Origin of the sequence: Streptomyces sp. NPDC050388 (genome assembly GCF_040655635.1) — a bacterium.
Lineage (GTDB): Bacteria > Actinomycetota > Actinomycetes > Streptomycetales > Streptomycetaceae > Streptomyces.
In genome coordinates this window covers 1-25,595 of the sequence record NZ_JBFAKH010000095.1, presented here as the reverse complement: position 1 = coordinate 25,595, position 25,595 = coordinate 1, and the positions used below count along the sequence as shown (strand labels likewise).

The 25,595-nt window shown below is 69.3% G+C and carries 31 protein-coding genes and 1 pseudogene; 20 read left to right on the top strand and 12 right to left on the bottom strand.

Annotated elements, in window-relative coordinates; translation table 11 throughout:
* The 9 genes from AB0I73_RS34605 to AB0I73_RS34565 all read left to right on the top strand — a co-directional run.
* On the top strand, positions 1-195 hold a 195-nt coding region (locus AB0I73_RS34605), incomplete at its 5' end, for a hypothetical protein (RefSeq protein WP_363044165.1).
* Positions 196-219: 24 nt separating this feature from the next.
* The gene (locus AB0I73_RS34600; RefSeq protein WP_363044163.1) at positions 220-423 is read left to right on the top strand and encodes a hypothetical protein; all 204 of its coding nucleotides are present in this window, start codon (positions 220-222) and stop codon (positions 421-423) included.
* Positions 423-905 (top strand): hypothetical protein, encoded by a 483-nt coding sequence (locus tag AB0I73_RS34595; protein ID WP_363044161.1) that lies wholly within the window; start codon positions 423-425, stop codon positions 903-905. Before AB0I73_RS34600 ends, AB0I73_RS34595 begins: the two co-directional genes overlap by 1 nt.
* Positions 902-1,084: a hypothetical protein gene (locus AB0I73_RS34590; protein WP_363044159.1), complete on the top strand. Its 183-nt coding sequence runs from the start codon at positions 902-904 to the stop codon at positions 1,082-1,084. Before AB0I73_RS34595 ends, AB0I73_RS34590 begins: the two co-directional genes overlap by 4 nt.
* 89 nt (positions 1,085-1,173) lie before the next feature.
* Positions 1,174-1,590, top strand: coding sequence for an RNase adapter RapZ (locus tag AB0I73_RS34585; RefSeq protein ID WP_363044157.1), 417 nt, complete (start codon positions 1,174-1,176; stop codon positions 1,588-1,590).
* 284 nt (positions 1,591-1,874) lie between these two features.
* Positions 1,875-2,042 carry a hypothetical protein gene (locus AB0I73_RS34580; RefSeq protein WP_363044155.1) on the top strand — a complete coding sequence of 56 codons (168 nt, stop codon included), beginning with the start codon at positions 1,875-1,877 and terminating at the stop codon, positions 2,040-2,042.
* Between the two features lie 2 nt (positions 2,043-2,044).
* Positions 2,045-3,103 (top strand): hypothetical protein, encoded by a 1,059-nt coding sequence (locus AB0I73_RS34575; RefSeq protein WP_363044153.1) that lies wholly within the window; start codon positions 2,045-2,047, stop codon positions 3,101-3,103.
* Between the two features lie 521 nt (positions 3,104-3,624).
* Complete coding sequence (locus AB0I73_RS34570) at positions 3,625-4,767, top strand: ParA family protein (RefSeq protein WP_363044151.1); 1,143 nt, start codon at positions 3,625-3,627, stop codon at positions 4,765-4,767.
* Positions 4,764-5,696 carry a ParB/RepB/Spo0J family partition protein gene (locus AB0I73_RS34565; protein ID WP_363044149.1) on the top strand — a complete coding sequence of 311 codons (933 nt, stop codon included), beginning with the start codon at positions 4,764-4,766 and terminating at the stop codon, positions 5,694-5,696. The genes AB0I73_RS34570 and AB0I73_RS34565 overlap by 4 nt, the downstream gene beginning before the upstream one ends.
* 253 nt (positions 5,697-5,949) lie before the next feature.
* Here the strand turns inward: AB0I73_RS34565 and AB0I73_RS34560 are convergent, their stop codons facing one another.
* The 3 genes from AB0I73_RS34560 to AB0I73_RS34550 all read right to left on the bottom strand — a co-directional run bounded on the left by AB0I73_RS34560 (position 5,950) and on the right by AB0I73_RS34550 (position 7,347).
* Positions 5,950-6,192 carry a hypothetical protein gene (locus AB0I73_RS34560; RefSeq protein ID WP_363044147.1) on the bottom strand — a complete coding sequence of 81 codons (243 nt, stop codon included), beginning with the start codon at positions 6,190-6,192 and terminating at the stop codon, positions 5,950-5,952.
* 513 nt (positions 6,193-6,705) lie between these two features.
* Positions 6,706-6,930: a hypothetical protein gene (locus AB0I73_RS34555; RefSeq protein ID WP_363044145.1), complete on the bottom strand. Its 225-nt coding sequence runs from the start codon at positions 6,928-6,930 to the stop codon at positions 6,706-6,708.
* A gap of 219 nt (positions 6,931-7,149) precedes the next feature.
* On the bottom strand, positions 7,150-7,347 hold the full coding sequence (locus AB0I73_RS34550; RefSeq protein ID WP_363044143.1) for a hypothetical protein: 198 nt from the start codon (positions 7,345-7,347) through the stop codon (positions 7,150-7,152).
* Between the two features lie 219 nt (positions 7,348-7,566).
* Between AB0I73_RS34550 and mobF the strand changes: the two genes are divergently transcribed.
* The gene (mobF, locus tag AB0I73_RS34545) at positions 7,567-9,327 is read left to right on the top strand and encodes a MobF family relaxase (RefSeq protein ID WP_363044169.1); all 1,761 of its coding nucleotides are present in this window, start codon (positions 7,567-7,569) and stop codon (positions 9,325-9,327) included.
* Positions 9,324-9,671 carry a hypothetical protein gene (locus AB0I73_RS34540; RefSeq protein ID WP_363044141.1) on the top strand — a complete coding sequence of 116 codons (348 nt, stop codon included), beginning with the start codon at positions 9,324-9,326 and terminating at the stop codon, positions 9,669-9,671. The genes mobF and AB0I73_RS34540 overlap by 4 nt, the downstream gene beginning before the upstream one ends.
* 61 nt (positions 9,672-9,732) lie before the next feature.
* Here the strand turns inward: AB0I73_RS34540 and AB0I73_RS34535 are convergent, their stop codons facing one another.
* The 3 genes from AB0I73_RS34535 to AB0I73_RS34525 all read right to left on the bottom strand — a co-directional run bounded on the left by AB0I73_RS34535 (position 9,733) and on the right by AB0I73_RS34525 (position 12,664).
* Complete coding sequence (locus AB0I73_RS34535; RefSeq protein WP_363044139.1) at positions 9,733-10,194, bottom strand: GNAT family N-acetyltransferase; 462 nt, start codon at positions 10,192-10,194, stop codon at positions 9,733-9,735.
* A gap of 96 nt (positions 10,195-10,290) precedes the next feature.
* The gene (locus AB0I73_RS34530; protein ID WP_363044137.1) at positions 10,291-11,484 is read right to left on the bottom strand and encodes an IS110 family transposase; all 1,194 of its coding nucleotides are present in this window, start codon (positions 11,482-11,484) and stop codon (positions 10,291-10,293) included.
* A 718-nt stretch (positions 11,485-12,202) separates the two neighbouring features.
* The gene (locus tag AB0I73_RS34525) at positions 12,203-12,664 is read right to left on the bottom strand and encodes a hypothetical protein (protein WP_363044135.1); all 462 of its coding nucleotides are present in this window, start codon (positions 12,662-12,664) and stop codon (positions 12,203-12,205) included.
* A gap of 460 nt (positions 12,665-13,124) precedes the next feature.
* On the opposite strand from AB0I73_RS34525, the gene AB0I73_RS34520 reads away from it, so the two are divergent.
* Together AB0I73_RS34520 and AB0I73_RS34515 are read left to right on the top strand one after the other, a co-directional pair.
* Positions 13,125-14,387: a replication-relaxation family protein gene (locus tag AB0I73_RS34520; RefSeq protein ID WP_363044133.1), complete on the top strand. Its 1,263-nt coding sequence runs from the start codon at positions 13,125-13,127 to the stop codon at positions 14,385-14,387.
* Between the two features lie 161 nt (positions 14,388-14,548).
* Complete coding sequence (locus AB0I73_RS34515) at positions 14,549-15,034, top strand: hypothetical protein (RefSeq protein WP_363044131.1); 486 nt, start codon at positions 14,549-14,551, stop codon at positions 15,032-15,034.
* A gap of 82 nt (positions 15,035-15,116) precedes the next feature.
* On the opposite strand, the pseudogene AB0I73_RS34510 reads toward AB0I73_RS34515, so the two are convergent.
* The 4 genes and pseudogenes from AB0I73_RS34510 to AB0I73_RS34495 form a co-directional block, all read right to left on the bottom strand.
* Positions 15,117-15,356, bottom strand: a pseudogene (locus tag AB0I73_RS34510) (hypothetical protein); the annotation flags it as partial.
* 257 nt (positions 15,357-15,613) lie between these two features.
* Entirely contained in the window at positions 15,614-16,675 is a 1,062-nt protein-coding gene (locus AB0I73_RS34505; RefSeq protein ID WP_363044129.1) for a sigma-70 family RNA polymerase sigma factor, read from the bottom strand.
* A complete protein-coding gene (locus tag AB0I73_RS34500; RefSeq protein WP_158716531.1) occupies positions 16,668-16,844 on the bottom strand; it encodes a hypothetical protein in 177 nt (58 codons plus the stop codon). Before AB0I73_RS34500 ends, AB0I73_RS34505 begins: the two co-directional genes overlap by 8 nt.
* A 105-nt stretch (positions 16,845-16,949) precedes the next feature.
* Complete coding sequence (locus AB0I73_RS34495; RefSeq protein WP_363044126.1) at positions 16,950-17,180, bottom strand: DUF6207 family protein; 231 nt, start codon at positions 17,178-17,180, stop codon at positions 16,950-16,952.
* A gap of 289 nt (positions 17,181-17,469) precedes the next feature.
* On the opposite strand from AB0I73_RS34495, the gene AB0I73_RS34490 reads away from it, so the two are divergent.
* Positions 17,470-18,129: an HNH endonuclease family protein gene (locus AB0I73_RS34490; RefSeq protein ID WP_363044124.1), complete on the top strand. Its 660-nt coding sequence runs from the start codon at positions 17,470-17,472 to the stop codon at positions 18,127-18,129.
* Between the two features lie 100 nt (positions 18,130-18,229).
* Here the strand turns inward: AB0I73_RS34490 and AB0I73_RS34485 are convergent, their stop codons facing one another.
* Positions 18,230-19,117 (bottom strand): hypothetical protein, encoded by an 888-nt coding sequence (locus AB0I73_RS34485; protein WP_363044122.1) that lies wholly within the window; start codon positions 19,115-19,117, stop codon positions 18,230-18,232.
* Positions 19,118-19,521: 404 nt separating this feature from the next.
* On the opposite strand from AB0I73_RS34485, the gene AB0I73_RS34480 reads away from it, so the two are divergent.
* Together AB0I73_RS34480 and AB0I73_RS34475 are read left to right on the top strand one after the other, a co-directional pair.
* The gene (locus AB0I73_RS34480) at positions 19,522-20,304 is read left to right on the top strand and encodes a hypothetical protein (RefSeq protein WP_363044120.1); all 783 of its coding nucleotides are present in this window, start codon (positions 19,522-19,524) and stop codon (positions 20,302-20,304) included.
* Positions 20,301-20,882, top strand: coding sequence for a type II toxin-antitoxin system VapC family toxin (locus AB0I73_RS34475; protein ID WP_363044118.1), 582 nt, complete (start codon positions 20,301-20,303; stop codon positions 20,880-20,882). Before AB0I73_RS34480 ends, AB0I73_RS34475 begins: the two co-directional genes overlap by 4 nt.
* Before the next feature lie 227 nt (positions 20,883-21,109).
* Here the strand turns inward: AB0I73_RS34475 and AB0I73_RS34470 are convergent, their stop codons facing one another.
* Positions 21,110-21,403 carry a tetratricopeptide repeat protein gene (locus AB0I73_RS34470; protein WP_363044116.1) on the bottom strand — a complete coding sequence of 98 codons (294 nt, stop codon included), beginning with the start codon at positions 21,401-21,403 and terminating at the stop codon, positions 21,110-21,112.
* 284 nt (positions 21,404-21,687) lie between these two features.
* Between AB0I73_RS34470 and AB0I73_RS34465 the strand changes: the two genes are divergently transcribed.
* The 4 genes from AB0I73_RS34465 to AB0I73_RS34450 all read left to right on the top strand — a co-directional run.
* Positions 21,688-22,044, top strand: a complete 357-nt coding sequence (locus AB0I73_RS34465; RefSeq protein WP_363044167.1) for a hypothetical protein — start codon at positions 21,688-21,690, stop codon at positions 22,042-22,044.
* Positions 22,045-22,086: 42 nt separating this feature from the next.
* Positions 22,087-23,910 carry an NB-ARC domain-containing protein gene (locus tag AB0I73_RS34460; protein WP_363044114.1) on the top strand — a complete coding sequence of 608 codons (1,824 nt, stop codon included), beginning with the start codon at positions 22,087-22,089 and terminating at the stop codon, positions 23,908-23,910.
* Between the two features lie 188 nt (positions 23,911-24,098).
* On the top strand, positions 24,099-24,602 hold the full coding sequence (locus AB0I73_RS34455) for a hypothetical protein (RefSeq protein ID WP_363044112.1): 504 nt from the start codon (positions 24,099-24,101) through the stop codon (positions 24,600-24,602).
* A 73-nt stretch (positions 24,603-24,675) separates the two neighbouring features.
* On the top strand, positions 24,676-25,595 hold a 920-nt coding region (locus AB0I73_RS34450), incomplete at its 3' end, for a transposase family protein (protein WP_363044110.1).

Below are 25,595 nucleotides of genomic sequence, written 5' to 3'. Positions count from 1 at the left end.
CTCAACTGGCGCCACTACAAGCACTTCGGCCCGCCCGCACCGTGCGTGCTGTGCGGCACCACCACCCCGCTGAGGTCCCACGCCAAAGAGCCCGTGCACAAGGTCTGCGCGGAGCTCTGGAACGCACGGCACCCCGGCGAGACCCGATTCGTCTCCGACCCGCCCAAGGACGGCGGGACGACCGACCACGCCTGACCTCTCCCTCCACCTGGAGGCCCCATGAGCAGCACCCAGCCCGACGTCGACCGCACCCTCGCCTACCCCGAGCCGCCGGCCTCGCCGCTCTGGCACCGCCGCGGCCCGAAGGCCCGGCCGCTCACCCCCGCCCAGCAGCGCCGCAACCGCGAGCTCCTCGACCTCGCGCAGCGCTCCCCCCGACCCCGCTCCCCTCGCTCCACCAAGACCCTGACGGAGGCCCGCTGATGAACCCCCAGACGCACCTGGCCATAGACGGCTACGTCGACGCGATCCCGGCCCCCGGCACCGGCTGGGGCACCGCCCGCTTCGACCTGATCCACTCCCCCGCCAACGCGGACCGGATCGCCCCCGACGCCCCGGACACCGTGTACGCCTGCACCACCGGAGACCCACGCATCGCCGACGTACTACTGCGCGAGATCCAGCCCGGCGACCTCCTGCGCGTCACCGGCACCCTCGTTCAGCCCGACGACCCCGAGGCCCCTGCCCACCTCACCGTCGACGGCCTGGAGCTCCTCGAGGCCGCACCGGCCCCCGTGCTCTACGACCTCGTGCTGGAGCGGTTCGGCATCTACGTCGTCGTGTTCGACGCCGACCGCGACGCCGTGCCGGTGTTCACCGCCTCCGGTCGCTGGGCCGGCGAGGCCGCCAGCCCCGACGCGATCGGCGACCTCATCGAAGCCCACGAGAACGGCGGCACGCGATGACGACCGCCCTCCCCGCGCAGCGCACCGTCCTGGCGCGGTTCCCCGCCGGCCACCCCTGCGGCTCCTGGCCCGCCGACGAACACGCCGCCGCCCAGCGCGACCAGGGCACCGACGCCCCAGTCGTCATGGACCTCGACAGCGACCAGCTCATCGTGGTCACCAACACCACCACCCAGTAGCAGCACCCCGCAGCGCCGCGCCCGGCCCTTCCCGGTTGGGCGCGGCGCTGCCCGTGTGCCCGCTCCTCACCATCGAGCAGGAGGCTCCCTTGCCCCCGATCCGCCTGATCTCGTCCGGCTACCTGCACCTGCCCACCGGTCCGGACGGTTCCCCCGTCCCGCCCGCCGCCGACCGGATCGAAGACGTCCGCGACCGGCTCCGCGACCCGGCCGCCTCCCACGACATCCTCGACCTGGACGGCCTCCACCCCCGCGTCCAAGACGTAGTCCTCAACACCCCCGGCGCCCGCGAACTGCTCGCCAACCTCGCCGACTACGCGGCCCTTCCCGCCGGTTCCCGCCGTATCGCCATCGGCTGTACAGGAGGTCGCCATCGAGGTGTTGACCGGACTACCAAAGGACACGCTGAGCGGGAGCGCATCCACCGCTCGGCCAAATTTGGTTGTCGACGGGTCCACCTCCACGTCGACCGATCCGTGATCCGCCGCCCCACACCCAAGAGCTGACCACCCACCAGCATGACCAGGCCCCCGGGGCCGCCCTCATCGAGGGCGGCCCCGGGGGCCTTTTCGCGTTTCTGGAGCGCTCCGGCCTGACCGGCTTCACCCCTGGTCAATGGCCTACATAAGGGAGCGGCAGCGCCGTGACGGACGGCAACCCCGCGAAGTTTCCTGCATCTCGCGAGAGACGTCGTGGGCTCCTAGAGGTGCGGCACCGCCCTAGATCCACGCGGTCGGGCTGCACTGTCGGGCACACCCGGCAGCAGGACCTTACGAAAGGGACCATGTACATGAACACCAACCCCGACGGAGGCGCCGGCCCGCGCTTGTCCGTGCTGCTCCTGGTGACGGTCGCCGCCGTCGCAGCCGCGCAGAGCGAGGCATGGGCGAGTGCGGTTGGAACTGCCGTCGCCCTGTACTCCGTCCTGACCATCGGCAGCCAGGACCGGAGGAATTGACCATGGCCCGCACGAAGCCGTCCACCGCCCACCTTGCCCTGGTCCGATCCCTCAAGGAGCACGGGCTCAAGGCCACTCCGACGCAAGTGGAGCGCTGGCAACAAAACAGCTGGCTTCCCAAGCCCTCGGCCTGGTTCAAGCCTGACTCCCCCACCATCCAGCCCCACATCCTGCGTCGGGCCATGCACTTGGCGATCACCGCGCGACAGGGCCGTGGCATGGGGTGGATCGGGTGGCACTTGTGGGCCGCCAACGCCACCCCTGACAGCGCCCAGCAGCTGCGGACGGCCCTGGTCGCGAGTCTAAAGAGGCCGCTGGCGCGGGCGGGCGTCGACAAGATCCCCACCGGGAACTCCGACCGGGCGTTCCAGGCCAGACGGGCCGCGGCCGAGAGGATGCTGAGGAATCGCCGTTTGCCGCGGCGGGACCTGGACGAGACTTTGCGCGCCCACGCTGCCGAAGCCGGGCTCGAACTGCCCCGCTCGCCGGGCGCCCTGCCGAACGTATTCCACCGGGCCCTGATGGACCCTGGCGTCCGGCTGCTGCTCGGCGGCGCCGACGACATCGGGATCGAGGAGCTGCTAGAAGCGCTGGAACGGGCCATGCCGGACCACACGGAGAAGATCGAGCGCATTCGTGAGGAACACCGACAGGCCGAACTCGACGACGGAATCGACCTGCTGGCACAGTCCCCATGGGCTCAGGGCATCCCCGGCATGGTGCGCACCGTCGAGACGGCCGACGACCGGGACCTATGTCGCGCCGTGCACACCTGCACGTTGGCGACCGGCGCCCTTCACGAGTTGATGCGGCGCTCCTCGGACGAGCCGGAGATCCTCGCTCGGCTGACCGGAGATGTGATGTGGCAGCGGTGGGCCGTTGTCGGTGGCATCACACCAGAGGGAGCACCCGGCTTGGCTGCTGTCGCCCTCAACACAGTCCAGTACCTGACGGAGCCTGACTGGGCCGCGGAATTGGGTCGCTACATGTCCCTCATGCACGCCTTGGATGTTGCCTACCCCACGCATCCGGGCACCCTCGGAGGCGGGATAGAGGCCTAAGTGCGGGGACGAGTCGGCCTTCCGGCGAGGCTGGCGCCCCCGCCCCATACTCCAGAGCTGACCACCGACACGGCACGATCAGGCCCCCGGTGCCGCCCCATCAAGGGCGGCACCGGGGGCCCTATTCGGGGTCAAGGGTGCGTCCACTGCACGGTCAGCCGCGGAAGACGTCTTCCATCTCCCACAAGGTGGAACTGATCTTGCTCACGTTTTCTCCGCCACTGAGTACTGCGTGAGTCAGGGCCAAGAGAGCGTAGGCCGTTGCGCGCTGTCCAGGATCCGTGACCTGTGCGAGCTCCTGTTCGGCCAAGGTCGCGTAGTTCCGGGCTTCGCTGCCATGGTCAGCCACAAGTCCTCCTCGTTGTCGAGTCGACTGTAGGACCGGGGACTGACAGGCACCGGCTACGCATGTGGGGTGCTTACCCGGTAAGCACCCCACATGCAGGTACTAACGTCAGAACGAGTGAACGATGGGCGAGGCCTGACTTGTTTAGATCATCAGCGGCAGTATGCTGCCGCGCATGGCATCTCCAAACCCAGGGGGTGAGCGGGAGAAGCTTGTGTCCAAGCTGCCCGCCTCGCTCCGACAAGCACTCAAAGTCCGAGCCGCGCAGCTGAACACCGACGTCCAGGACGCCGTCACTGCAGGCATCCAGGCTTGGCAAGCCCACACTGACGAGTTCCCGGCCGTCGACACCGCCGGCGCGGAATCCTTCGGAACCTGGCTCCCTGAAGGTCTCTACGACGCCTTCAAACAGGACTGCAGCACCCGCGGCGTCTCCTACATCCAAGGCCTCGCCCAGGCCGTCGTCCTGTGGCTCGAACAGAACCCGGCCAGCGACGAACCTGCCATCACACGCCGCCTCATTGTCTGCAACCAGAAGGGCGGCGTAGGCAAGACAGCTGTCTCCGCCGGTCTCGCCCAAGCCCTTGCAGAAGAAGGACATCGCGTCCTGCTGGTCGACTACGACCCGCAAGGCCACCTCTCCCACCAACTCGAACTTAAAGTCATCCCAGCCGGGCAAGAGAGCCTGGTCACCCATATGCTCAACCGCGACCAGGCCAATCAGGCTCTGCTCGACCTGACCGTCGTCATAGAGGGAACGCGCTTCGAAGGCCGCCTGCGAATCCTGCCCGCAGCCTTCGACGCCTTCCTCCTCGACTCCGGCCTCACCATTTTCCGCGGCCCCCGCCACTCCACACTCGAGCGTGCGCTGGCACCCCTCGAAGAGCACTTCGACGTCATCGTCATCGACTCCCCACCCAGCCTCGGCCTCGCCATGGACGCCGGCATCTTCTACGGCCACCGCCGCGACGGCGAGAAGCCAGCCAGGTCCGGCCTCGTCATCCCCGTTGAAGCCGAAGACACCTCCGCCCAGGCCTACGGCATGCTCATCAACCAAGTCGCATCCCTCACCAAGGACTACGACATCGAAGTCGAACAACTCGGCCTGGTCGTCAACAAGTACGACTCCCGCCGCGGCTTCATCGCCACCTCCTCGCTAGAGAAGTGGAAGGCCCTCGGAACTCCCCCAGTCCTCGCCGTAGTCCCCGACCTCAAAGAGCAACGAGAAGCCGTACGACTTCAGAAACCACTCCTTGCCTACGCACCCGAATCCGACCAAGCACATCACATGCGCCAGATCGCCAGGGGGCTCGCATGAGCAAAGCAGACGCCCTGGGCGGATCCGCGACCTTCGATGCCGTGGCTCAGCCTATGAGCAGCCGAGCTGCATCCTTCGCCGTCTTCGCCGGCCACAGCACCACCGAGCAGGAAGACAACACCACAACCACCACCAACACCCCGCGGCTCCCCGTCCACAAACTCACCCGCAACCCCTACAACCCGCGGGTCGAGGCCAAGGCCATCGAGGACATGGCCGACAGCCTCACCGGACGCGGCATCATCCAGCCCCTGACAGTCGTCACTCGACAGGCATTTCTCCAGGCGCACCCCGGCCAGGAACACGCTCTCGGCAATGCTGAGTACGTCGTCGTAGACGGCAATCGCCGCCTCGCCGGAGCTGAACTCGCCGGCCTTGATGACGTCCCCGTCCACATCGACGACTCCCTCACACAAGACGCCGACACCCTGCTGGAAACCGCCCTCACAGCAGCAGTTCAGCACGAGGACCTCGAGCCCCTGGACGAAGCCAAGGCACTCGAACGCCTTGTCCAAGTCCACGGGTCACAGCGAGCCGTCGCCCGCGCACTAGGAAAATCCAGCGGCTGGGTAACCCAGCGTCTGGCTCTCCTCAAGCTCACCCCAGAGCTGCAAAAAGCACTCGAGGACAAGACACTCCCCGTGAAGATCGCCCGCACAGTCGGGCAGCTCCCCGAGCAGCAACAGCAGAGCGCCGCTGAGGAAGCACTCGCGCAGCGGACAAAGAAGAAAGAGCCCAAGCAGAAGCCGAGCACTGCTTACCCGGTAAGCACCCCCCCGGCAACCGCCGACGAGCAGCCTCTGCCGGAGCCTGCGAGCCCCTCCAGCGCAACATCCCAGGGAGAGGACCTGACGGTCCTAGCCGCGCAACTGAAGAAACGCCTCACTCCTCAGCAGCTCGAAGAACTGGTTGAGCTGCTCATCAGCTGACGCCAGTGCTTGGCACCTCGACAAACGGGCAGCAAGATCAAGAGGTGCTTACCCGGCAAGCACCTACGAAGCGAGCAGATGTCGCGCTACTACGACGAGTCACTACACGGCGAACACCGCTCCAACAGGGCCCCGTGCTACTGACAAAGGCAGGTAGTGGTCTCAATGCCAAGTAGGCGCAGCAGGTCGAAGGTGATGAAGTGGGCTGACCGCTGAGGGCCAGCCTCCCCGCGAGGAGGCTGGCCCTTCCGCATCACTGCGCGAAGTACTGCCACAGCAGCATGAGCGGTGAAACGCCGGTGGTGGCGTGACCCAGGATCTCGGCTGCCGCCCAGGCGCCGGAGGCGTAGCCGAACCCGGCGAGGAAGTGCCGAGAGGTGAGCCGGACCGCCTTCAACATCAGCGCGCGGAGGCGAGCACTGAGTATGCGCAGGCGGCGGGTGAACTGCTGACGGCGGTTGGGCTGGGCAGGCTGCGGAGCGTCCGCGATAGACACGAGTCCCCCTACAGGTACAGACGGGCCAGGGTGATCGGCTGCGCCGGGGGCGCAGCGTCCGCGGGGAGTCGCCGCGCGGTCGGCCGTCCTCGTAGGGGTGGTGCTCATCAGCCCGAGGTGGCTGTGAGATGCAGCGTAGGGCACATCGGACGGTTGGTTCCCCCGCTTGTGGAAACCATGTCCTTCTCCTATCGATCAAGAGAGCCGGACCATGGACCACCCAAGACGCTTACGTCGCGGGCTCGATCACGACTCTCCTTCACCCCCTGGAGCGGGAGGGATTCCTCCAGACAGCAAGACCGCGCGAAGAACTTCGCCGCCGTATCAGATCGGCGTGCTTGCGTCGCGGGACGGCCCACTCCCCACGAGGCGCAAGCCCCCTCGTTCGAATCAACCCGAACGCTCGCGTGCGAATTCGCACGCCGCGCTGACGGATCAGGGCCCCGTGAAGATCTCGTGCGTCCCGACCCGGCGCCAGACGATGTACTGCTCGCCGGGGCGGCACGCGGGCCCCTACTCCCACGTCGCGCGTCCTGCGGGGCCGGTGCCCATGAACCAGGTCAGTTCGTAGACGCCCGGTGCTTGCTGAACGCGCTTGACGCGGAGGCCGGCGCGGAAGCTGCCGGTGCGTAGGTCCTCGACGAAGGCCGCCACGGCACGGCGGAATCGGCGGCGCTGCTCCGGGGGGAGGCGGTCCAGGTCGGCGGCGAAGCGCGGCAGGGTCTCGTAGGTGGGCACGGTGAACCTCCAGGACGCACGAAGCCCCCGGCCGGTCGGCCGGGGGCGGTGGTGGCTGTTCGTGTTGAAGGGCGTCGGTGACGCGGTGCGCTCAGCGGTGGTGGTCGGTTGGGGAAGTAGTGCGTGGGTGCGCGTTGGATGGCGTTGGAGTCGGCTCAGGGCGGATTTCGTGGTGGGTGGTGCTGATGTGGTCGTGGCGCAGCATTCGCACGGTCCGGGTCAGAGGCCGTAGCGGTCGTTCATCAGGTCGTTCCACCTCTGCACGTTGGGCAGGTCATTGGCGCAAGCGGTGCAGTGGGGCAGGTAGTCGGTCCGGGTGGGGTACGGCACGTTCGAGCGGACGACGACGGTCGGGCGCAGCGTGAGGGGCTGGCCGCACAGCGGGCAGAGGTCTCCGTGAAGCAGTTCGTTCGTCATGCGGCGGACTGTGCACAGGTCGACGGCTTACCGTCTCGGGCTGGCGTCGCGGCCCGCCTGGCGGGCGGGGCGGTAAAGATCTGGTGATGGCCTCCCGCCCGGCGGGACGTACCCGAGATCGCACTTTTTCGCAGGTCAGTGCCGAGTTTCTATGGGCCGGTGATCAGCAAGTCGGAGGTTCGCCCGGGGAGCGGGTGGCGCTATCTTTTCCGCGGCGTGATGGTTGGCGACGGCCACCGCACGGCGGGGACGCCGCTGCGCGCCGCCCAGGACGAAGCCGGTGTCCCGCCCGGCGTCTGGAAGGGCCGGGGCCTGGCCGCGGTCGGCCTGACGGCCGGGGACGTGGTGAGCGAGCGGCAGGCCGAACTGCTCCTGGGGGAAGGCCGGCACCCGGACGCCGACCGGATCGAGCGCGAGCTCCTGACGGCGGGCCAGAGCCCGGCCCATGCCCGGCGGGCGACCGTGCTGGGCAGGCCCATCGAGCACAACCGCTCCCCGAAGACGGAGAAGGCGAAGGAGCGCACACCGTGGCTGGCGATGGACCTGGTGTTCCGGGCGCCGTCGACGGCACACATCGCGTGGGCGCTCGCAGGTGACGAGACCCGTCTCGTGCTGGAGCTGTGCCAGGACACCGCCCGGGACAAGACCCTGGCGTGGCTGGAGGAGTCGGTCGCACAGATCCGGTGGGGGAGCAGCGGCAAACACCGCAAGCCGATCCGGGACGGGCTGATCGTCGCGGTGTTCCGGCACTACGAGTCCCGCGCTGCCGAGTCGAAGCCGCTGCTCCACGACCATGCGGTGGTCTCGATCCGTGCCCGCCGTCCGGACGGGACGTGGGGCAACCTCTCCGCGGATTCGATGCTGGCCCACATCGTCGCGGCCGACTGTCTCTACACCCTCCTGTTCATGGAGGAGGTGTCCGCCCGGCTCGGGTGGGCGTGGGAGCCACGCGAGGTGACCCCGGGCCGCCGGCCCGTCATGGAGATCGCGGGGATCGACCAGCGGCTCATCGGCTGGCAGTCGACCCGCCGTCAGCAGATCGAGGATGCCCTGTCCGTCCTCACGGACCAGTACGAGGAACGCCAGGGGTACCCGCCCGGCGAGAAGGCCGGCTACGCGCTGGCCTGCCAGGCCGCCGACCAGACCCGCCCACCCAAGCGTACCGAGCTGCTGTCGCTGACCGAGCTGCGGACGCGATGGCGCACCTCCGCGATCCGGGCGTTCGGCGCCTGCACCGTCTACCGGCTGGCAGAGCGGGCGCGAGCGGCGGCCGCGGCAGTGTGGGCGCGGGTGCGGCCGATGGTCGACATCGCCCTGGCCGCCGTGGACACCGTCGCCGTGGTCTACGTGATGCGCGGCGCCTTCGCACGCCACCACCTGCTCGCCGAAGCACGCCGCCACCTCGCCTACGCCCTGCGCGGCCAGCCCCACCAGCCCGGCCTGGACGAACGGATTGTGCAGGCGGCCGTCGACGACCACACCCGCCCCGTCGGGCGCGGCCGAAGGATGACCGCCGACCTGCGCGCCCTGTACCCGAGCGACACCGAGGACCAGGCCGTGCTGCGCCCGCTGACCCGCAGCCGCACGGCGGCCCCGTACGAGCGGGCCCGCCTCGCCGCCGGCGCCCTGGCCGCCCGGGTCCGTGCCGCGCGGCGAGCGGAGCGCCTGGGCTCCCGCACCCGCCCGTACGCCGTCGCGGTGCCCGCCGCCTCGAGGTCGCACCCGCGGCCGTTCCGCGACGGCCGGAAAGACGGCCGCCTCCCGGAGCCGGAGACCGGCGTCGACACGGTGGAGCAGACCCGCCAGACCCTCGAAGCCGCCGCCGCACAGGTGGCCGCCACGCTCCAGGACAGCCAGCGGGCACGCGAAGCCGCCCACGGCCTGCGTCCGCAGCCAGCCCCGGCGGCGGTCCCGCCGCCGCACACCCAGCAACCCGGCACCCAGCACACACCGGGCCGAACCACAGGAGGAGTCACGTGAACACCCCGGAAGACCAGCCCAACCCCGACGAAGCCCTCGCCCGCGCCCGTGCCGCCCGCAAGCAGATGGCCGCCGCGCTCGACGAGGACCAGGAGCCCGAAGTCGACGAGCCCGTGGGGTGGCAGCCGATCTGGAAGCGGCCCTGGACGCCGAAGTCGAAGGCGGCCAAGAAGAAGGAGCTGCGCGAGCAACGCCGACGGCTCCAGGACACCGCCAAGCGCCGCCTCGCCGCGGGGAACTCGCGCCGGCCCCGCTCCCGGCAGAACCGGATCGGCAACGCGGCCGCGCGCCGCGATGCCCGCGCCCTCTCCCGGGTGCGGCACTCCAACGCCTGGCTGTGGTGACGATGCCCGGCACCGTCCACTGAGTGGAGGCTTCCTAACGCTGTTGTCAAACGGCGCTGTTTCAGCGCTGGATGGTGACGACCATCTGCGGCAGCACTCTGCCGGCGATGGAGCCCGAGGGCACGCTTCCTATGCGGACTGCACCCATGGCGCGGTAGAAAGGCTCGGCATTCGGGTCCGCGTCGATCGTGAGCTGGGTGAACCCCAGGTCTCGTCCAGCTGCGATGGTGCGTTCGAACAACAGGCGGCCGATCCCTTGGCCAATGGCCTGCGGCTCGACAAACATCATGCCCAGAACGCCTGTGGGTGGCTCTCCCTCAAGAGTCGTGAAGCCCAGGATGTGGCCATCTCTGTCAGCCACCGTGGCTCGTCGGCGTGCAACCTCGTGCGCGGCAACTGTGAGCTCGTCGCGACAGGCTTTCAGGAAGTCGGCGTCATAGCCCCAATGCGCCTTGGACCGCAGTGCCAAGTTGGTGAGCATGTCGGCTTCCGTGGCCCGTGCGGGCCTGATCAGCACGTCCATCTACGTCCCCCGCTCAGATGTAGGTCTTTCGATCTTCGCACCCTGCAGTTGTGCGGGAACAGTGCGCGGTGGCCTCTGGCTGGACAGGACGAGCGTTCAGCAGGCCATTGTCGGAGGCTCGACTTGGTAGCACCGTCGGTCGCGGATGAGTGCCCACAGGACGTTGACGCGTCGCCGGGCCAGCGCCAGGACGGCCTGGACGTGGCTCTTGCCCTCGGTTCTCTTGCGGTCGTAGAACCGCTTGGAGTTGGGATCGCTCCAGGAGCTGACCAGCGCGGAGGTGTAGAAGACGCGTTGCAGGCGCCGGTGGTAGCGCTGGGGGCGCCGCAGGTTGCCACTGGTCTTGCCGGAGTCGTGCGGAGCGGGAGCGACGCCGCCGAAGGCCGCGAGCCGGTCCGCGGTGGGAAAACCGTCCAGGCTGCCGCCGATGGCAACCAGGAACTCGGCACCGAGCTTGGGCCCCATGCCTGGCATGCTCAGGATCACTTCGGCGAGTTCGTGCTCGCGAAACCGGCCCTCGATGAGCCTGTCGATCTCGGTGATCTTCTCGTTGAGGGCCATCACCTCCCTCGCCAGGGTGTGCACCACCTTCGCGATGACCTTCTCGCCGGCCACGGCTGTGTGCTGCCGCTCGGCGGCCTCGACGGCGGCCTTGGCGAGGCTTTCGGCGCCGCGGACCTTGCGGTTGCGCAGCCAGGTGGTGAGCCGGCTGACGCCGATGCGGCGCAGGGCGGCGGGAGTCTGGTAGCCGGTGAGGAGGACCAGCGGCCCGGTGTTGGTGAGTTCCAGGGCGCGTTCGAGCGCGGGGAACATGCTCAGCAGGGTGCCCCGCAGGCGGTTGATGGTGCGGGTGCGGTCGGCGACCAGGTCGATGCGGTGGCTGGTGTGCAGCCGCAGCTCGATCGTGGTCTCGTCGTCGGGACGGATGGCCTGCAGGTCGCGGCGCATGCGTGCCTGGTCGGCGATGATCCTGGCATCGCGGACGTCGGTCTTGCCCTCGCCCCGGTAGGCGTCGGAGGCCCGGTTGACCATGCGGCCGGGGATGTACAGCAGCTCCTGCAGGTGGTTGACCAGGACAGCGATCAGCAGACCGGGCTCACCGCCGGTCATGTCCATCGCCCACGTCGCCTCGCGGCCATCGGCGAGGTCGAGGACGTCGCCCAGGAGTTTCAGGAGTTCCGGCTCGTCGTTGGCCACCCGTCGCGACAGCAAGGTCGTGCCGTCGGCGTCCATGGCGACGCAGTGGTGGTGGGTCTTGCCGCAGTCGATCCCGGCCCATATCCGGCTCATCGTTCTCCCGGAGTTGATCTTTCTTTGCGTACCACGGACGACCTCGCCGGCATTGCCCTACACAGCGATCTTGTCGCACTTCCTAATCGGCGGCCGAGTCGTCGTGGGGAGCAGGGCGGCCAAGCCTCCGGAGCCACGAACAACGGCAGCCAGCCTGAGAGCCACACCCCGCCCCCTGGGTGCCACAACCTTACGAATGGCTGGGGCTCACCCGTGTCCTGAAAGGTAGGGCCACCCGATGCCGCGCATCGCCACCGGATGCAGAACATCGAGTGGGCTCGACCGAGTGGGCTCCACCCGATGGGCTCCACCGAGTGGACTCCATCCTGGTGCGCACCGGATGACGATGGACTCCACCGTGGTGCGCACCGCGATGTCCGCCACCGCACCCGGTGCGCACCACCCGACGAGGCCCGGCACTTTCGCGTGCACCCGGTGCGCCGCACCCGATGTCCCGCACCGCATTGGTGCGCGCACCGACACCCCTTGACCGGGTGCGGCCGGGTGCGCGCGTGACCCCTTGTCCAGGTCTGTTGCGTGGATGCGCACCCCCTTGACCACCTCTGCTACCTGGCCCATTTCTCCTTGACACAGCGCTTTCCGGTCGCGGATCAGACCGTGGTCAAGGGGGTGCGTGATATAGGAGCCCGCCACCCGTGGCGCGCACCCGGTGCGGTGGCACCGACGGCGCGCACCACCGCACCGCGCGGCGTGCGCACTACACGGCAGTGAGGCGCACCGGGTGCGCACCGGTCGGTGCTGGACGCGCATCGAGGGCCTGGCCCACGCCGACGGCCTCCAGCTGGCGCAGGGTGTCGGCGACGTCCTCGTGGTCCTCGGTGAGGAACTGTGCAGCGAAGTCGATGACCGCGCGGGCGATGCCCTCCGCCGTATCCGGCCCGGGCTGCGCCCAGATCCGCAGAGAGGCCACGAAGACGCGCCCGAGGGCCTCCAGGGCGAAGGTGTCCTCGCACGGCTCGCCCGCCTCCGGGCCGGGCAGCGTGGTGACCGGGACGACGATGCGTTCGGCGACGTCGACGAGCAGCCCGGGCATCCGCGGTTCGGCTCCGGCGAACTCGCGGGCGGCGTCGACGGCGTCGGCCTGGACGGCCCGGAGGTAGCTGAAGGCGCTGATGGCCGCGTGCGGAGTCATCGGGGTGAGCGGCGTGGTGTCGGGCATGTCGGCTTCTCAACGTACGGGCCGCCCCGCTGATCGCGGCGGCCTCGAACCCGATGCTCGGATCGCGTCCCTGTGGACAGCGTCCGGCTGTTGACGGGGGAGAACTCTCCTCCCCTCCCGCTGATCACGATGCAGTCACGACGGAGGGGCTTTCCAAGATCGGCGTCACACGAGAGCCGAGAACCGCACCTGTACGAGGTGAATGGCGGGACAGGCCCGCCCCACCTTCCAGGAGCACCCTGTGGCGAGCACCGCAGACGAGCCCGAGCAGACCCCGGACACGGCTCCGGAGACCCCCTCCGTGGACCCCTCCATCACCCCCTCCGCGCCCCGTCGCGAAGGGCCGATCGTTTCCGCTGGTCAAGCCCGGCGGACAGGGGGTCGCCGCAGGTCCGACAACCCTCATGCCCAAAGGCGTCCCCTGCACAGGAGGACTTCGACCGAGCCTCGACGCCGGGAGTTGCTGCAAGCGCTGGGGATCTTCCAGAGGGCTACGCCCGACCAGCTGTGGAAGCTGACCCGCCCAGAGAACCAGCACGACAAGCTCACGCGGGACAACCTCCTGGATCTGGAGGACCACCAGCTGGTGAGGATTGAATCGGTCCAGGACGACCAGCGGCAGGTGTGGGTGCTCACCAAGCGAGGACATGGCGAGGCGAAGAGGCTGCTGGAGCCGAAGGGCATACGGGTCTCGGCGCTGCGCAAGCAGGAGTACGACCCGGTCACCGGGGAGCTGCTCGGCACCGGCTATGACGACCACGCCGCGGCGGTCACCTCCACGGCCGCCGAACTCCACCGCGCCGGGATCGGGCACCGGCTCGGCTTCCAGACCGAGGTCGCCCACCGGCTCGGCAACGGCTACGTGCAGCGGGCGGACCTGGTGGTGCGGGCGCCGGCGGCCGGGGTGCCGGTGCTGCTGCTGGAGATCGACCGCCGCACCGAGGACGCCGACGACCTGGTGCACAAGCTGCGCCGGTACTGGGAGTGGGGCCGGCTGCTGGCACCGGGCGCGGACAAGTACACCGCGGACCTGGTCCGCTCCCGGCCGGACGCGATTGCGGGCATCGACCACGAGAAGCGGCTGTGGCGCCGGGTCTACCCGCCGACCGGCCAGGAGGGCTTGGCGCCGGTGGCGTTCGTGTTCGCGGACACCACGGACACCAAGGTCGACAACACCGTCAAGGTGCTGGAGGAGGCCGGCCGCCGCTACTGGGCGCCGCGCCGGTACGAGACCTACTACCGCGAGGCGATCACGGCCAAGGACTACAGCCAGGCTGTGCCGGTCGTCTTCACCACCCTGGAGCAGCTCCAGGAGCACGGCGCGGACGCGGCGGTGTGGCGACGTCTCGGCAGGGCCAGCGAGCAGAAGCTGACCGCCGCGCTCGACAATCCCGACGGCGACGCCCTCTACCGCCGCCAGTACGCGCAGGCCGAAGCAGAGGAGAAACGGCAGCGCGCTACCGACCGTGAGGTGCGGCGCCCGGTGTGCAAGCGGTGCGGGCAGAGGTTCACCGACCAGCGCTGGGAGGAGACCACCATGCACAGTCAGGTACCGAAGGCCGGTGACCTGTCCGTGTGCGAAACGTGCCGCGCCGACGACATCGCCCGCGAGAAGGCCGCAGCCGAAGCCGCCCGCCTCCAGACCACCACGCCACCGGAGCCGGAGCACGACCACGACCAGGAGTCGGGCAAGCTCCGCGGTCTGTTCCACCGGCGGACCTGACCGGGCAGGCCCGATGCGCGGCCGGGAGCTATCGGGCCGTACAGCGGGACGGACCACGAAGTCACCGCACCACCGGGCGGGACACCGTGGCCGGGACGACCGATCGCGCCCCGGCCACGGCGTAGACAGCTCTCCTGAGCGTCACCAACCGGAGGGAAGCCATGAGGCGCAGCAAGCAGAAGACCGCAGACGCAGAGCTCGGATTCGGCGACATGGGAGACATGTGGCACGCCCTGACGCGCCTTCGCGCGGCCCACCCAGAACCGGTCGGCAACCTCGTGCCGTTCGAGACGCCGGAAGCGCTGCTATCCATCACCCATCCGTACGACACTCTCTTCACGGCGCGGGTGGAGATGTCCGGAGCAGAGACGATGGGCCACGTTCACGACCTCATCCACACCGTGACACGCGGCATCGCCATCGACACGCAGGACATCGACGATTCCGGCTTCGTGCTGGAGGTCCGAATCAGCAAGCGGCACGAACTGGCGCTGCACACCGGTCATGTCGACGGCCTCACCCGGCTCCTGCTCCACGCCCTTGGCACCATCGGTGCCCGCAGCACGCCCGGGGGCGGCCGGTGTTTCCACTGCGACGGGACCGGGCTCGCCCGACCCCTGTGGGAGCCGGCCGTCAGGCAAGCCTGAGCGGCTCGCACGAAGAACGTCGCGCCCCGGGCCGCCCTTCTGGACGGCGTGGGGCGCGGCGGGCGGGAGGAACCCCGGAGGCTTACGCCGGTGCGGGCGCCGGTCCCGGGCGCAGCGCCACGAGCGGAGAGCGCCGGCCTTTCTCCACCGTGCGCAGCTGCTCCCAGTCGACCTCCAGGTGGGCGGGGATGACCACGTCGACGGACGCCGTGGTGTAGGGGGCGACGTCGACGGCCCCGGCCCGGCTTGTGCCGAAGCGGACCTCGATCGACTGCGGGGAGCGGACCCATCCGAGCCGCACCATGTGGTCGAAGTCGGCTTTACCGACCATGGTCCGATCCGCGTCGCCTTTGGGCTGGGGAGATGCGTCGAGAGCGTGTCCGGGACGATCTGATTGAGGCCGAGTGGCTGGGCTGACTGGGGAGTTGGGCAGAGTCCACCGCAGAACAGCGCAACGTGCCGGACGCAGTGCCTGCTCTGGTGCCCAGATCCAGGAGTTTCAGTTGCGCTTCGACCGCAAGTAGGTCTGCACTACAAAGCGTTGGGGCCCGCCGCAGTGGCTGCTGGATATAGCCCCGGCTATGAGTTCGCCGCCACCCTCGCATCGTTGCCGGACGCCTGAGCGTCCGGCAACTTCGGTAGGGGCATGCGGTTCATCGTGTCTGCCTTGCCCATCACGTAACTCACCTCACGGCAGCCCTCGGTGGTGCAGATCCTGAACAGGTGATCATGTGGATGGCCGGATACCTCGCGGAAGGCTTTCTCCTCCTCCTCGGTCAGCTCCCTGTGTTCGGTTTCCCTGCCACACCCTGAGCAGTGCTCCTTCTCAGCAGCGCTCGCGACCCCAGAGGCGAACCCTGGCGGCTCATCCAGGGGCAGCTTCGGGCCCCGACCCATCCACCGACTGATAAGGCTGAGCAGTCTGCGCAGGCGAGGAACGACGAGCAAGGCGCCCAGGGCTAGCGCAACACAGAGGTAGGCAGCGACAAAACTCCACAACAGGACGGCCACGGACTGGGGCACCTCCGGAACCAGGTCCGGGTGCGGACGGCCAGCCCGGCTCGCGGCGGTGTAGCGGCGAAGAGTCACTCCGCCCGCAGCGCAGAGGAGGATGGCCGCTACGAATGTGCCAGCGACGAGCGTGGTCTTGAGCACAGCCACGGCCCGTGAGACGTGGGTGGCAACCGTTCCGGGACGCTTCTGCACCGCCTGTGCATACTCGGCCTGGGACCAGTCCAGGGCCTTGGTCGCCCACACCGCCGCACGCTGTTGCGTCGGCAGGCCAGCTAGGGCGTGGTGCACATCGCACCGAGCGGAGATCACATCGCTGATGTCGTCGGCCTCCAGACGGAGATCGGCCTGCGCCGTTTCTGCCGCCTGTTCGTAGTACCGCGCCCGTCGTGTGTGCTCCAGGATCTCCCGCCTCATGATCTGGAACAGGTAGGCCTTGGGCTGCTCAATGCGGGCAGGGTCGCGGTATGCCTTAGCGAAGGCGTTCCCCACGACGTCCTCTGGGTCGATGAACGATTGCGGTACATTCGCCGCGCGCAACTTCTTGCGCGCAAACCCCACCAACTCGCCATAGTGGCGGGCGTGGACCTCCTCCAGGGTGAGGCCCACGCCCTGGCCTGCCTCAGACATTGCGTCGTCCCCCGCGCCGCTTGCGGCGGGGATGGTGGCCGCCACGCTGGGCTCTGATGATCTCTGCCTTCCCGGCGTCGCGATTCCTGTCCGCCTTGCTGTTGATGAGCGAGGTGAGGCTCGGCAGCAGGAATCCCAGGACGACGAGCAGGATGGTGATGGGGTCCATCTTCTTCTCCTTCGGGTAGCGGCCTGGAGGCCCCCGCTCGGGGGCGGCCGTCACCACTGGAGAGGGACAGGCCCCTGATTCTCTTTACACGCCAGCGGAGTCTTTTCAGGTTCCTTCGCCAAGTTCGGTCGGCAGGACAGGCCAGAGCCCACACAGGCAGCGGCCACCAGCACAACCCGGCTCGCCCGGCTCGTGGGTCGTGCGGTCCGCCGGCGCAATCGCCCACCGCGCGGCGAGCAGCTCCTGGACCGCGAACGCCGTCTCGTCATCGGCGGCCGCCACCTCCACCACCGCAAGTCCCGGTTCCACCACATGCGCGTCGTTGATCGCTCTCATACCCGGCACGGCGCTCCGACGCTCGCCGAAGTTCTCCCGTCCGGGCAGCGTCACCCGGCCGGGTACGGCGGGACGTGCGTGCTGACGTCCGGCCGCGTGATCGCGTGGCCGGACGCGGCCTGGCCAGCCTGTGCGTCGCCGGCCCGCCGTCCGAACGGATGCGCTCGCGTGTGCTGCGCTGCAGGAAGGCCGCGCCGCGCCGGTTCCCGGTATGACCATTGCACCCACACGGGCGGCGCACTCGGCAAACAGCCGATCGCGCCCCGTCGCGGGCCGCTATCAACGGCTCATGCTCACAGCTGTGCTGCGCGGCCTGGCCGCCGCCGCCCTCGCCGCCCTGCCCCTCACCGCCCCCGCTCCCGCCCACGCGGCGGAGACGCTCCCGCTGGCTGAGGCCGTCACCCGCCTGCCGGTGGGCACCGAGTCCCGTGAGGGCTACGACCGGGACGCCTTCCGTCATTGGAACGCCGGGGACGACCCGGATGACGGCTGCAACACCCGCGCGGAGGTCCTGCTCTCCGAGGCCGTCGAGCCGCCCACGGTCGGGCCTCGGTGCCGCTTGTCGGGCGGGCGCTGGTTCTCGTACTACGACCAGGTGTGGGTGACGTCGGCCTCCGGCCTGGACATCGACCACATGGTGCCGCTCGCGGAGAGCTGGGACAGCGGGGCGTCCGCGTGGACGGCGCAGCGTCGCGAGGCGTACGCCAACGACCAGGGCGCCGACGCCAGTCTGGTCGCTGTCACCGCCCGCTCGAACCGCTCCAAGGCTGACCAGGACCCTGCCGGATGGCTGCCGCCTGCTGCCGGGGTGCACTGCCGGTACGTTGCCGAGTGGGTGGCCACGAAGCTCCGCTGGAGCCTTGCGGCCGACGAAGCCGAGGTGGCGGCCCTGCGGGAGGTGGCGGGCGCCTGCCCGGAGCAGACCGTGACCTACGAGCCGGCCGCATAGCCCGTTGGGTGGCCGACGCCCAAGCCGTCGGCCACCCGGGGCAGGGCCGCGCCCGGTGGTGAGGGTGGTCGGCGTCGTGAAGCGCCAGAGGAGGACAGCGCTACTGCCGCCGGTGACGCCAGTGCTGGTGGACCTTCAGGACCTCATAACTCCATGTCGTCTGCTGCTGAACGGTATTCGCACCGCATGACAGGCCGAGCTGTTCGGCGACGGCGGGGAAGCGTGGGTGCATTTGCCGGTTGCCGACCGTGACGAGTGCCGCCAGGAGCGGTTCGCCGTTCTGGCGGTCTTCGTCGACCAGCCACAGGATCACGCATTCGTCGTCGCGGTGAAGCCGGGGCAGTCCGGGCAGCCGCTTGCGGATCAGCGCCCAGCTGGTGGTGGCGCCGGCGCGTGCCGTGTCCTCCAGGAGCGGACGCAGACCGGTCGCGATCTCATACAGTCGCGCGGACTCCAGCAGTGCCGGCTGCTCAAAGCGGGACGGCCCGCCGACCGTCCCGGCCAGGGGGGCGGGCCGGGTCTCCGGCCGTCGTGTCCGAGAGACCGGCGCGGCCGGTCGGGCCGGTGGTTCCGAGGCCCGGGCCGGCTTCCGCTTCTTCGGCTGGTCAGCAGCCGGACGCGGCGGAGGCACCGGGGCCGGCTCAGGGCGCGGCGCCTTCGAAGGGGCGGCCGCGGCTTGCTGCCGCTCCATCTCCCGCCAGCGACGAGAGCCGAGGATCTCCTTGTAGGACTGCAGCAGCGCCCGCTGCTGCCGGGTCTCGCTGGGCAGGGCTCCTGCTGCCTGCTGCCAGGCCAGGGCATACAGGTCGGCCGCCTCCGCGACGGCATGGCTGTCGATGGCCCGCTTCAGCTCGGTCAGGGTGTGATTGAGCGTGCGGCGGACCGTGGCGATCTCCATGGGCGAGCGCAACACACGCCCGGTGGTCCTGCGGCGAAAGTCCGTCTGCCAGGCGGAGCCACCGCTCAGCCGTACCCGATTCCTCGCCAAGCCCCATTCCCCTCAACGAGCCGCGACCTCAGCGCTACCGCAGCAGAGACACAAACGGTTGAACACCAGCTGGCAGCACGCAAGGGCCATGACCGACCCGTGACCATCCAGACGCATTCCCTGTCGTTCAGCGCCGCCTGGCCATCGTGGAAGGCGGCGGGGCCGGGCAGGGCGGCCCGTTGACACTCCGCTCGCGCGGAGAGGACGGGGTCGAGGTTGAAGGTGGTCGGGCGGACGGCGGCTCACCTCCGCTCGCGCGGAGAGGGACGAGCGCCCGAGCCTGGGCGATGACTGTTCGAGAGAGGGCACGGATAGGTATACAAGGGGTGTCGCGCCTGGAACCGGATTGCGTTACTGGCTTTGCTCTGGCTGGCAAGTGTGTACTCTGCGACCGGGGGTGAACTGTGGATGTCGAGGTGAAGGTTGAGGGGCAGCTCGGCGCCATCACGTTGTCTGCGTTGCAGGAAGTGTTGGGCAACCTCAATCGGTTGCTCAAGGGTATGGGGGGCGGTGAGGAGTGGAGCCTGACCGGGTTAAATGAGGGGAGCGCCCTCGTAGCCGTCAGGCCCTTGGACAGAGAAGACGGGGAAGTCGGACAACGCCTGCTCACTGTGGTCCGAGAGCTAGAAGAACGGCCGGAGATTCCGGCATTCGAGGATGAAGTGACCATCCGACGGGTCGCTGATCTCACCGGCTTGGTAGGAAAACGGGGGGTTTCGGGGCTTCGGGTACGCACAGATCCTCGTGCTCCCTGGTCCCAAGCTGCCTCGTTGACGCCCGCCGTACGCGTCCATGCCCTGCAAGCACTCCACGTGAAAGCCAGGGCGCGCAGCTCATTCCGCGGACGGCTAGACAAAGTCAACTTGCGCTCAAAAACGCCACAGTTCTCGCTGTACAACGAGGCGCGGCGGCTGGCGCTGCGGTGCAACACGACAGAGGAAGAAGTAATCGAGCAGGTGAAGCGGCATGTGGGGGAGGTTGTAGTGGCCCGGGGGGATCTGTCTCGTAATGCCAGAAACCAGCCTGTTCACCTCAGGGTGGACCAGCTCAGAGTGGTGCAGGGACCCCGTCGCCAAGTGAGTGTGGAGGACTGGGCCGGCGCATCGCCTGACTGGACCAGCGGACTCACCTCTGTAGAGTTTGTCCGCCGACAGCGAGGTGCGACTGCTAACGAGGACGACGAGTGAGCCGCCCGCGCCGGTCAACAGCGCCGCGCCTTTACCTCGACTCCTGCATCTTCATTGAGGTGATCAAGGGCACTACGCGCGCTGGGGGCGATCACGAGGACAAGTTCGATGCGTGCTTGAAACTGCTGCGGGACTTCGAACAGGGGGCCTGCCGATTGGTCATGTCTGAGCTCGTCTACACCGAGACCTTCCATCACGGTGAGGCCAAGCTGACTGACAAGCGCTACAGCAGGCACGCCCGTGGGGCAACTCTGGAAGCGGCCGGCGACCTGATCGACAGTTGGTTCCAGCGCTCAGACATCATTCGAGTAGAAGTCCACCAGGAAATCGCAGAAGAGGCGCGTCGACTGGCCCTGCGCCATCGCTTGGACTCTCACGACGCCGTCCATCTCGTAACGGCCCAGGACGAGGGATGCACCGCCTTCATCACTCTCGACAAACAGTTGGTGGAACGGGTCGCGGACGCGGACCTTGGTCTACGCGTTGAACTCCCCGCAACCGATTGGGACGGACAGACAAGCCTGCTGATCCCCGGTCAGCAGGGTCTGAGAGTGATCACGGGTGAGGGCGCGGGCTAAAGATCATCTCATGCCCTGCTGCCAGTACGGGGGCATCGCGTAGGAAGCCGACCAGCGCCGGATCGACGGCGGTTACGCACAGGGCGTTGACGCGGGTTTCGACGCCTTGCCGGTCCGGTGCCGTCGAGAATGAGGGGCGATACTGATTCTGTTGCGTTTCGGCGGGGCTCCGCATCTCGCGCCGGGCGGACCGCCGTATAGGGACCGGACCATGGTGCAGGCGCTATCTACGGTCGGCCGCGTCGACGCAGCCTCGACCACCATCCGCGTCCCGCCCGTGCGACAGCCGCCTCCGCACGGGCGAGGTTGCTGCGGCTGGTGAGGGTGTCTGGGTGGTCGGGGCCGAGGATGTGTTCTTGGCCAGCGAGGGTTTGGCGGTGGAGGTCGGCGGCTTCTTGGTGCTGGCCGAGGCGGACCAAAGTGGCGGCGAGGTTGTTGCGACTGACGAGGGTGTCCGGGTGGTCGGGGCCGCAGCCGCACGCGAGCGCCGTGCAACTGGCTAACCCCGACGACCCCAACACCGTGCTAGCCGCCGTCCGCACCGCGGCCGCCGACGACTTTGCTGCTGGGCTGTAGACGGCCGTTCAGGGGCACGGTGCCGGACACGGACGTGATGCTTCGGGCGGGCCCTGCCCGCGTTGGCGAACTCTTCGGAGGGCAGCGGCTGCGAGGATGAGGGGTGAGTGACAGCAGCGCGTGGTTGGAACCGGTGGTCGCGCAGGGGCGTTCTTTGCTACCAGTGGAGTTCATCCGATGCTGCTGAAAGCGGGTGCTCGGCGGTGCTGTTTGGAGGGGGCGGGTGAGTGTGTCGCGAAGCAGGAAGATCACGATCATGGTGGTCGCGGGCGTGTTGACCGTGTCGACGCCGTTCTTCTGGCTGCTAGACAACCCGGACACCGGCCAGCTGGTGGCCGCCTCGGTCCAGGGCGCCACAGGTATCGCCGCCCTGGTGTGGGCGCTGATGCAGTCCCCGGCCACCCCACAGCCCAGCGTTGCGGCGGTCGATACCGGGAACGCCAAGGCCACCGGTGGAGGCCGAGCGTCCACCGGCGTGCGACGCCCGCAAGATGCCGGGAGCGGGCCGGTCCGGGCGGAACGGACCGGGGACGCCACCGCGGACGGGCCCGGCAGCAGCGCAAGTACGGGTGTCGACTTCAGCTGACCGGGCCGGATCGGCCACAGTTCCGGGGAGGGTTTCTGTCCGATGGTGAGATGGAGATGGCCCAAGCGCCGCCCCGGCCCGGCCGGTGACCCCAGTGCCCGGGCCGAGGACGCAGACGCAAAGCACGGGCCGTCGGTAGCCGCCGCAGACACCGGCGAGGCCACCGCCCGCGACGGCGCCACGGCGGTGACCGGTTATACCGGACCGGACCGAGGACCCGCCGGCCCGGTACACGTCAGCCACACGGGCGCCGCCACCGCCAGCGAGGGCGGCCTGGCCAACACCGGGTACCTGGCGATCGGCACCTTCGTGCAGCAGGCCGCGCCGCGCACACCGGCCGCCTGGCCGCACCAGGTCGGCGAGCTCCCGCCCCCCGCCCTGTCCTTCCAGCACCGCACCGAGGCCGACCAGTTGCGGGCGGCGGTCGACGGCGGGGGCACCGCGGTGCTCACCCAGGTACTGACTGGGACCGGAGGGGTGGGTAAGACCCAGCTGGCCGCCGACTATGCCCGCACCGCCTTAGACGGCGGCGAGGTCGACGTCCTGGTGTGGATCAGCGCGAGCAGCCGCTCAGCGATCACGGCCGGATACGCGCAGGCTGCCGTGGAGGTCCTTGCCGCCGATCCCGGCGATCCGGAGCGGGCCGCGCGGGCGTTTCTGGCCTGGCTGGAGCCCAAAGCCGACCAGAAGCCGTGCCGGTGGCTGGTCGTTTTGGACGATGTCGCGGATCCTGCTGACATGCGCGGCTGGTGGCCGCCCGCCAGCCGCCACGGCCGTGCCCTGGTCACCACGCGCCGCCGCGAGGCCGCCCTGACCGGAGCGGGCCGGCGCCGGGTGGCCGTGGGATTGTTCGCCCCCCAGGAGGCTGCCGCCTACGTCACCGCCGTACTTGCCGCGCACGACCGCCACGAGCCAGCCGACCAGATCAACGACCTCGCCGCCGACCTGGGACATCTGCCCCTCGCCCTGGCCCAGGCCGCCGCCCACATCATCAACGCGGGCCTGACCTGTGCCTCCTACCGAGAGCTGCTGGCCGACCGGATCAGGAAGCTGGCCGACCTGCTGCCGGAACCCGGCGCGCTGCCGGACGACCAGAGCGCCACCGTGGCGGCTACCTGGGCCCTGTCCATCGAACGCGCCAACCAGCTCCGCCCGGTCGGCCTAGCCCGCCCCATGCTCCAACTGGCCGCGATGCTCGACCCCAACGGCATCCCCGCTACGGTCCTCACCAGTCAGCCCGCCCTCACGCACCTCGCCGAACACCGCACCTCCACCAGCACGGGCAGCACCCACCAGCCGGCCCCGGTCCCGGCCGAGGACGCCGTGCTCGCCCTGCGCGCCCTGCACCGACTCAGCCTCATCGACCACACCCCTGACACCCCCCACCACACCGTCCGCGTCCACCAGCTCATCCAACGCGCCACCCGTGACACCCTCACCCCCGACCAGCACAATCAACTCGCCCTCACCACCGCCGACGCCCTCACCACCGCCTGGCCCGCCATCGAACGCGACACCACCCTCGCCCAGGCCCTGCGCGCCAACACAGACGCCCTTACCCGCACCGCAGAAGACGCCCTGTACCAGCCCGCCCCCCACGATGTGCTCTTCCGCACCGGCACAAGCCTCGGCGAAGCTGGCCAGGTCACCGCCGCCACAGCCCACTTCCATCGCTTGGCCGAGACCACCAGCCACCGCCTGGGCCCTGACCACCCCAACACCCTGGCCGCCCGCTACAACCTCGCCCACTGGCGGGGGCGGGCGGGGGATGCGGCCGGTGCCGCGGCCGCGACCGAGGAGCTGCTGGCCGACACGGTGCGGGTGCTGGGCCCCGACCACCCCCACACTGAGGGAGTTTCATCGTGATTCGTGCAGGTCACCGGGCCTGGTGTGACGAGTCGTTGGGGTGCTCGCGCAGCTCATCGCGGTGATCGTGGCGGGGAGATCGTCTGTCGCTCCGCGTCGGGTCGTCTTCCTGGATCTCCTGCACGCTGCGCACTCGTCCCCTTACCCTGCGAGCAGGGTCGCGACGGCGGGCTCGCGAAAGAGGGGACATGGTCCAGAACCTGATGGTGTGGCTGCTGGAACGCCGCGTTGTGTTGAGCGAACGCGCTGAGCAGTTGCGCAAGCAGCTGGCCGATACCGAGGCCGAGGTGGCCCGGCTGGAGGCAGCCGAGATCGTCTACCAGCAGTACCAGGAGGATGCCGACGCGGGGCATCCCGACGCCGCGGTCTGGCAGCAGGCGCTGGAGGAAGCCACCGGCGGTGCCCCGGCCGTGCCCGCGCAGAGCCCCGGTGCGACGCCGGGTGCCGCGGGCCAGCTGCTGTTCGGCCCGCGAGGCCCTGAGAGCCGGATCGAGGATCTGCCCGCCGAGTACCGGACGATCATGGAGGTCGTCGCGGGCGGCGACGGCCCGCTGCAGGCCAAGGACGTGGCCCGCGCGTTGGGGCTGGATCTGGGGCCGGCGAAGGTGGAGCCGGTGCGCGGGAAGCTGCGCAAGCTGTCCGAGCGTGGCTGGATCACCCGCACGCCCGCCGGGCGCTACCTGCCCCGGTAGCCCGTGACCCGGCCCCGCGCAAGAGCTGATTCCGGCCGTACCGATCGTGCCCCCGGCGGGAGTTGGGTGGTGTGTGAAGACCAAGTCCAGCCCTGCCGGGGGCGACATCAGCCTTGTCTACTCCGTCCGCCTGCCGCTGTCCACTTCGACCGTCAACCATGTGGCCTCTTTGCTCCGCGCCCACCGCAAGAAGATCCGCTCGCGGTGGCGCACGCTGAACGACGGGCGGATCGCGGTGATCGTGCTCGCCCACCTGCGCAACGACGAGCGGCTGGCCGATCTGGCCGGCGGCGCTTCGGTGTCGGCCTCCACGGTGCGGCGCTGGGTGCTGGAGGTGATCGGCCTGCTGGCCGCACGCGCCCCGCGCCTGGACCGCGCGCTGGCGAAAGTGGCCAAGGACAGCGGGTGCCTGGTGCTGCTGGACGGCACGTTGATCCGTACCCGGCGACGAACCGGTCAGGCGAACCGGAAGAACTACTCGGGCAAGCACAAGGCGCACGGCCTGCTCTTCCTCGCCCTGACCGATGCGAAGGGGCGGCTGCTGTGGATCTCCTCGGCCCGCCGCGGCGCCTGCAGCGAGATCACGGCCGCCCGCTACGAGAAGCTGTGCGCGCGGCTGCGGGAGTTTGAGCTGGGGGCGGTGGCCGACCTGGGCTTCGTCGGCCTGGACGGCGGCGACTCCGAGCAGCCGGCGGTCATCACCGGGTTCAAGGCGAGCGGCGGCAAGCGCCTCTCCTCGCCGAAGAAGGTCGTGAACCGGCTGATCAGCAGCCTGCGGGCGCCGGTCGAGCACGGCTTCGCGAGCCTGAAGACCTTCCGGATCCTGACCAAGGTGCGTATGCATCCACGGCACGCGACCGCACTGGTGAGGGCCCTGCTGGTGCTGACGTACCACCAGGCAATGCCGGAAAGTTATGTGAAGTTGCCGTTTGTCAAGCACCTGACGGCGGCGGTGTGTCGAGGCGGTGGGCCGGGAGAACGGGACGGGCCCTC

Bases quoted from the DNA above. Each gene is read 5' to 3' on its own strand.
- AB0I73_RS34595 (WP_363044161.1), top strand. From the start codon at position 423: ATGAACCCCCAGACGCACCTGGCCATAGACGGCTACGTCGACGCGATC.
- AB0I73_RS34575 (WP_363044153.1), top strand. From the start codon at position 2,045: ATGGCCCGCACGAAGCCGTCCACCGCCCACCTTGCCCTGGTCCGATCC.
- mobF (WP_363044169.1), top strand. From the start codon at position 7,567: ATGGTTGGCGACGGCCACCGCACGGCGGGGACGCCGCTGCGCGCCGCC.
- AB0I73_RS34600 (WP_363044163.1), top strand. From the start codon at position 220: ATGAGCAGCACCCAGCCCGACGTCGACCGCACCCTCGCCTACCCCGAG.
- AB0I73_RS34515 (WP_363044131.1), top strand. From the start codon at position 14,549: ATGAGGCGCAGCAAGCAGAAGACCGCAGACGCAGAGCTCGGATTCGGC.
- AB0I73_RS34530 (WP_363044137.1), bottom strand. From the start codon at position 11,484: ATGAGCCGGATATGGGCCGGGATCGACTGCGGCAAGACCCACCACCAC.
- AB0I73_RS34500 (WP_158716531.1), bottom strand. From the start codon at position 16,844: ATGGACCCCATCACCATCCTGCTCGTCGTCCTGGGATTCCTGCTGCCG.
- AB0I73_RS34590 (WP_363044159.1), top strand. From the start codon at position 902: ATGACGACCGCCCTCCCCGCGCAGCGCACCGTCCTGGCGCGGTTCCCC.
- AB0I73_RS34570 (WP_363044151.1), top strand. From the start codon at position 3,625: ATGGCATCTCCAAACCCAGGGGGTGAGCGGGAGAAGCTTGTGTCCAAG.
- AB0I73_RS34505 (WP_363044129.1), bottom strand. From the start codon at position 16,675: ATGTCTGAGGCAGGCCAGGGCGTGGGCCTCACCCTGGAGGAGGTCCAC.
- AB0I73_RS34495 (WP_363044126.1), bottom strand. From the start codon at position 17,180: ATGAGAGCGATCAACGACGCGCATGTGGTGGAACCGGGACTTGCGGTG.
- AB0I73_RS34565 (WP_363044149.1), top strand. From the start codon at position 4,764: ATGAGCAAAGCAGACGCCCTGGGCGGATCCGCGACCTTCGATGCCGTG.
- AB0I73_RS34490 (WP_363044124.1), top strand. From the start codon at position 17,470: ATGCTCACAGCTGTGCTGCGCGGCCTGGCCGCCGCCGCCCTCGCCGCC.
- AB0I73_RS34525 (WP_363044135.1), bottom strand. From the start codon at position 12,664: ATGCCCGACACCACGCCGCTCACCCCGATGACTCCGCACGCGGCCATC.
- AB0I73_RS34550 (WP_363044143.1), bottom strand. From the start codon at position 7,347: ATGACGAACGAACTGCTTCACGGAGACCTCTGCCCGCTGTGCGGCCAG.
- AB0I73_RS34455 (WP_363044112.1), top strand. From the start codon at position 24,099: ATGGTCCAGAACCTGATGGTGTGGCTGCTGGAACGCCGCGTTGTGTTG.
- AB0I73_RS34580 (WP_363044155.1), top strand. From the start codon at position 1,875: ATGAACACCAACCCCGACGGAGGCGCCGGCCCGCGCTTGTCCGTGCTG.
- AB0I73_RS34460 (WP_363044114.1), top strand. From the start codon at position 22,087: ATGGTGAGATGGAGATGGCCCAAGCGCCGCCCCGGCCCGGCCGGTGAC.
- AB0I73_RS34535 (WP_363044139.1), bottom strand. From the start codon at position 10,194: ATGGACGTGCTGATCAGGCCCGCACGGGCCACGGAAGCCGACATGCTC.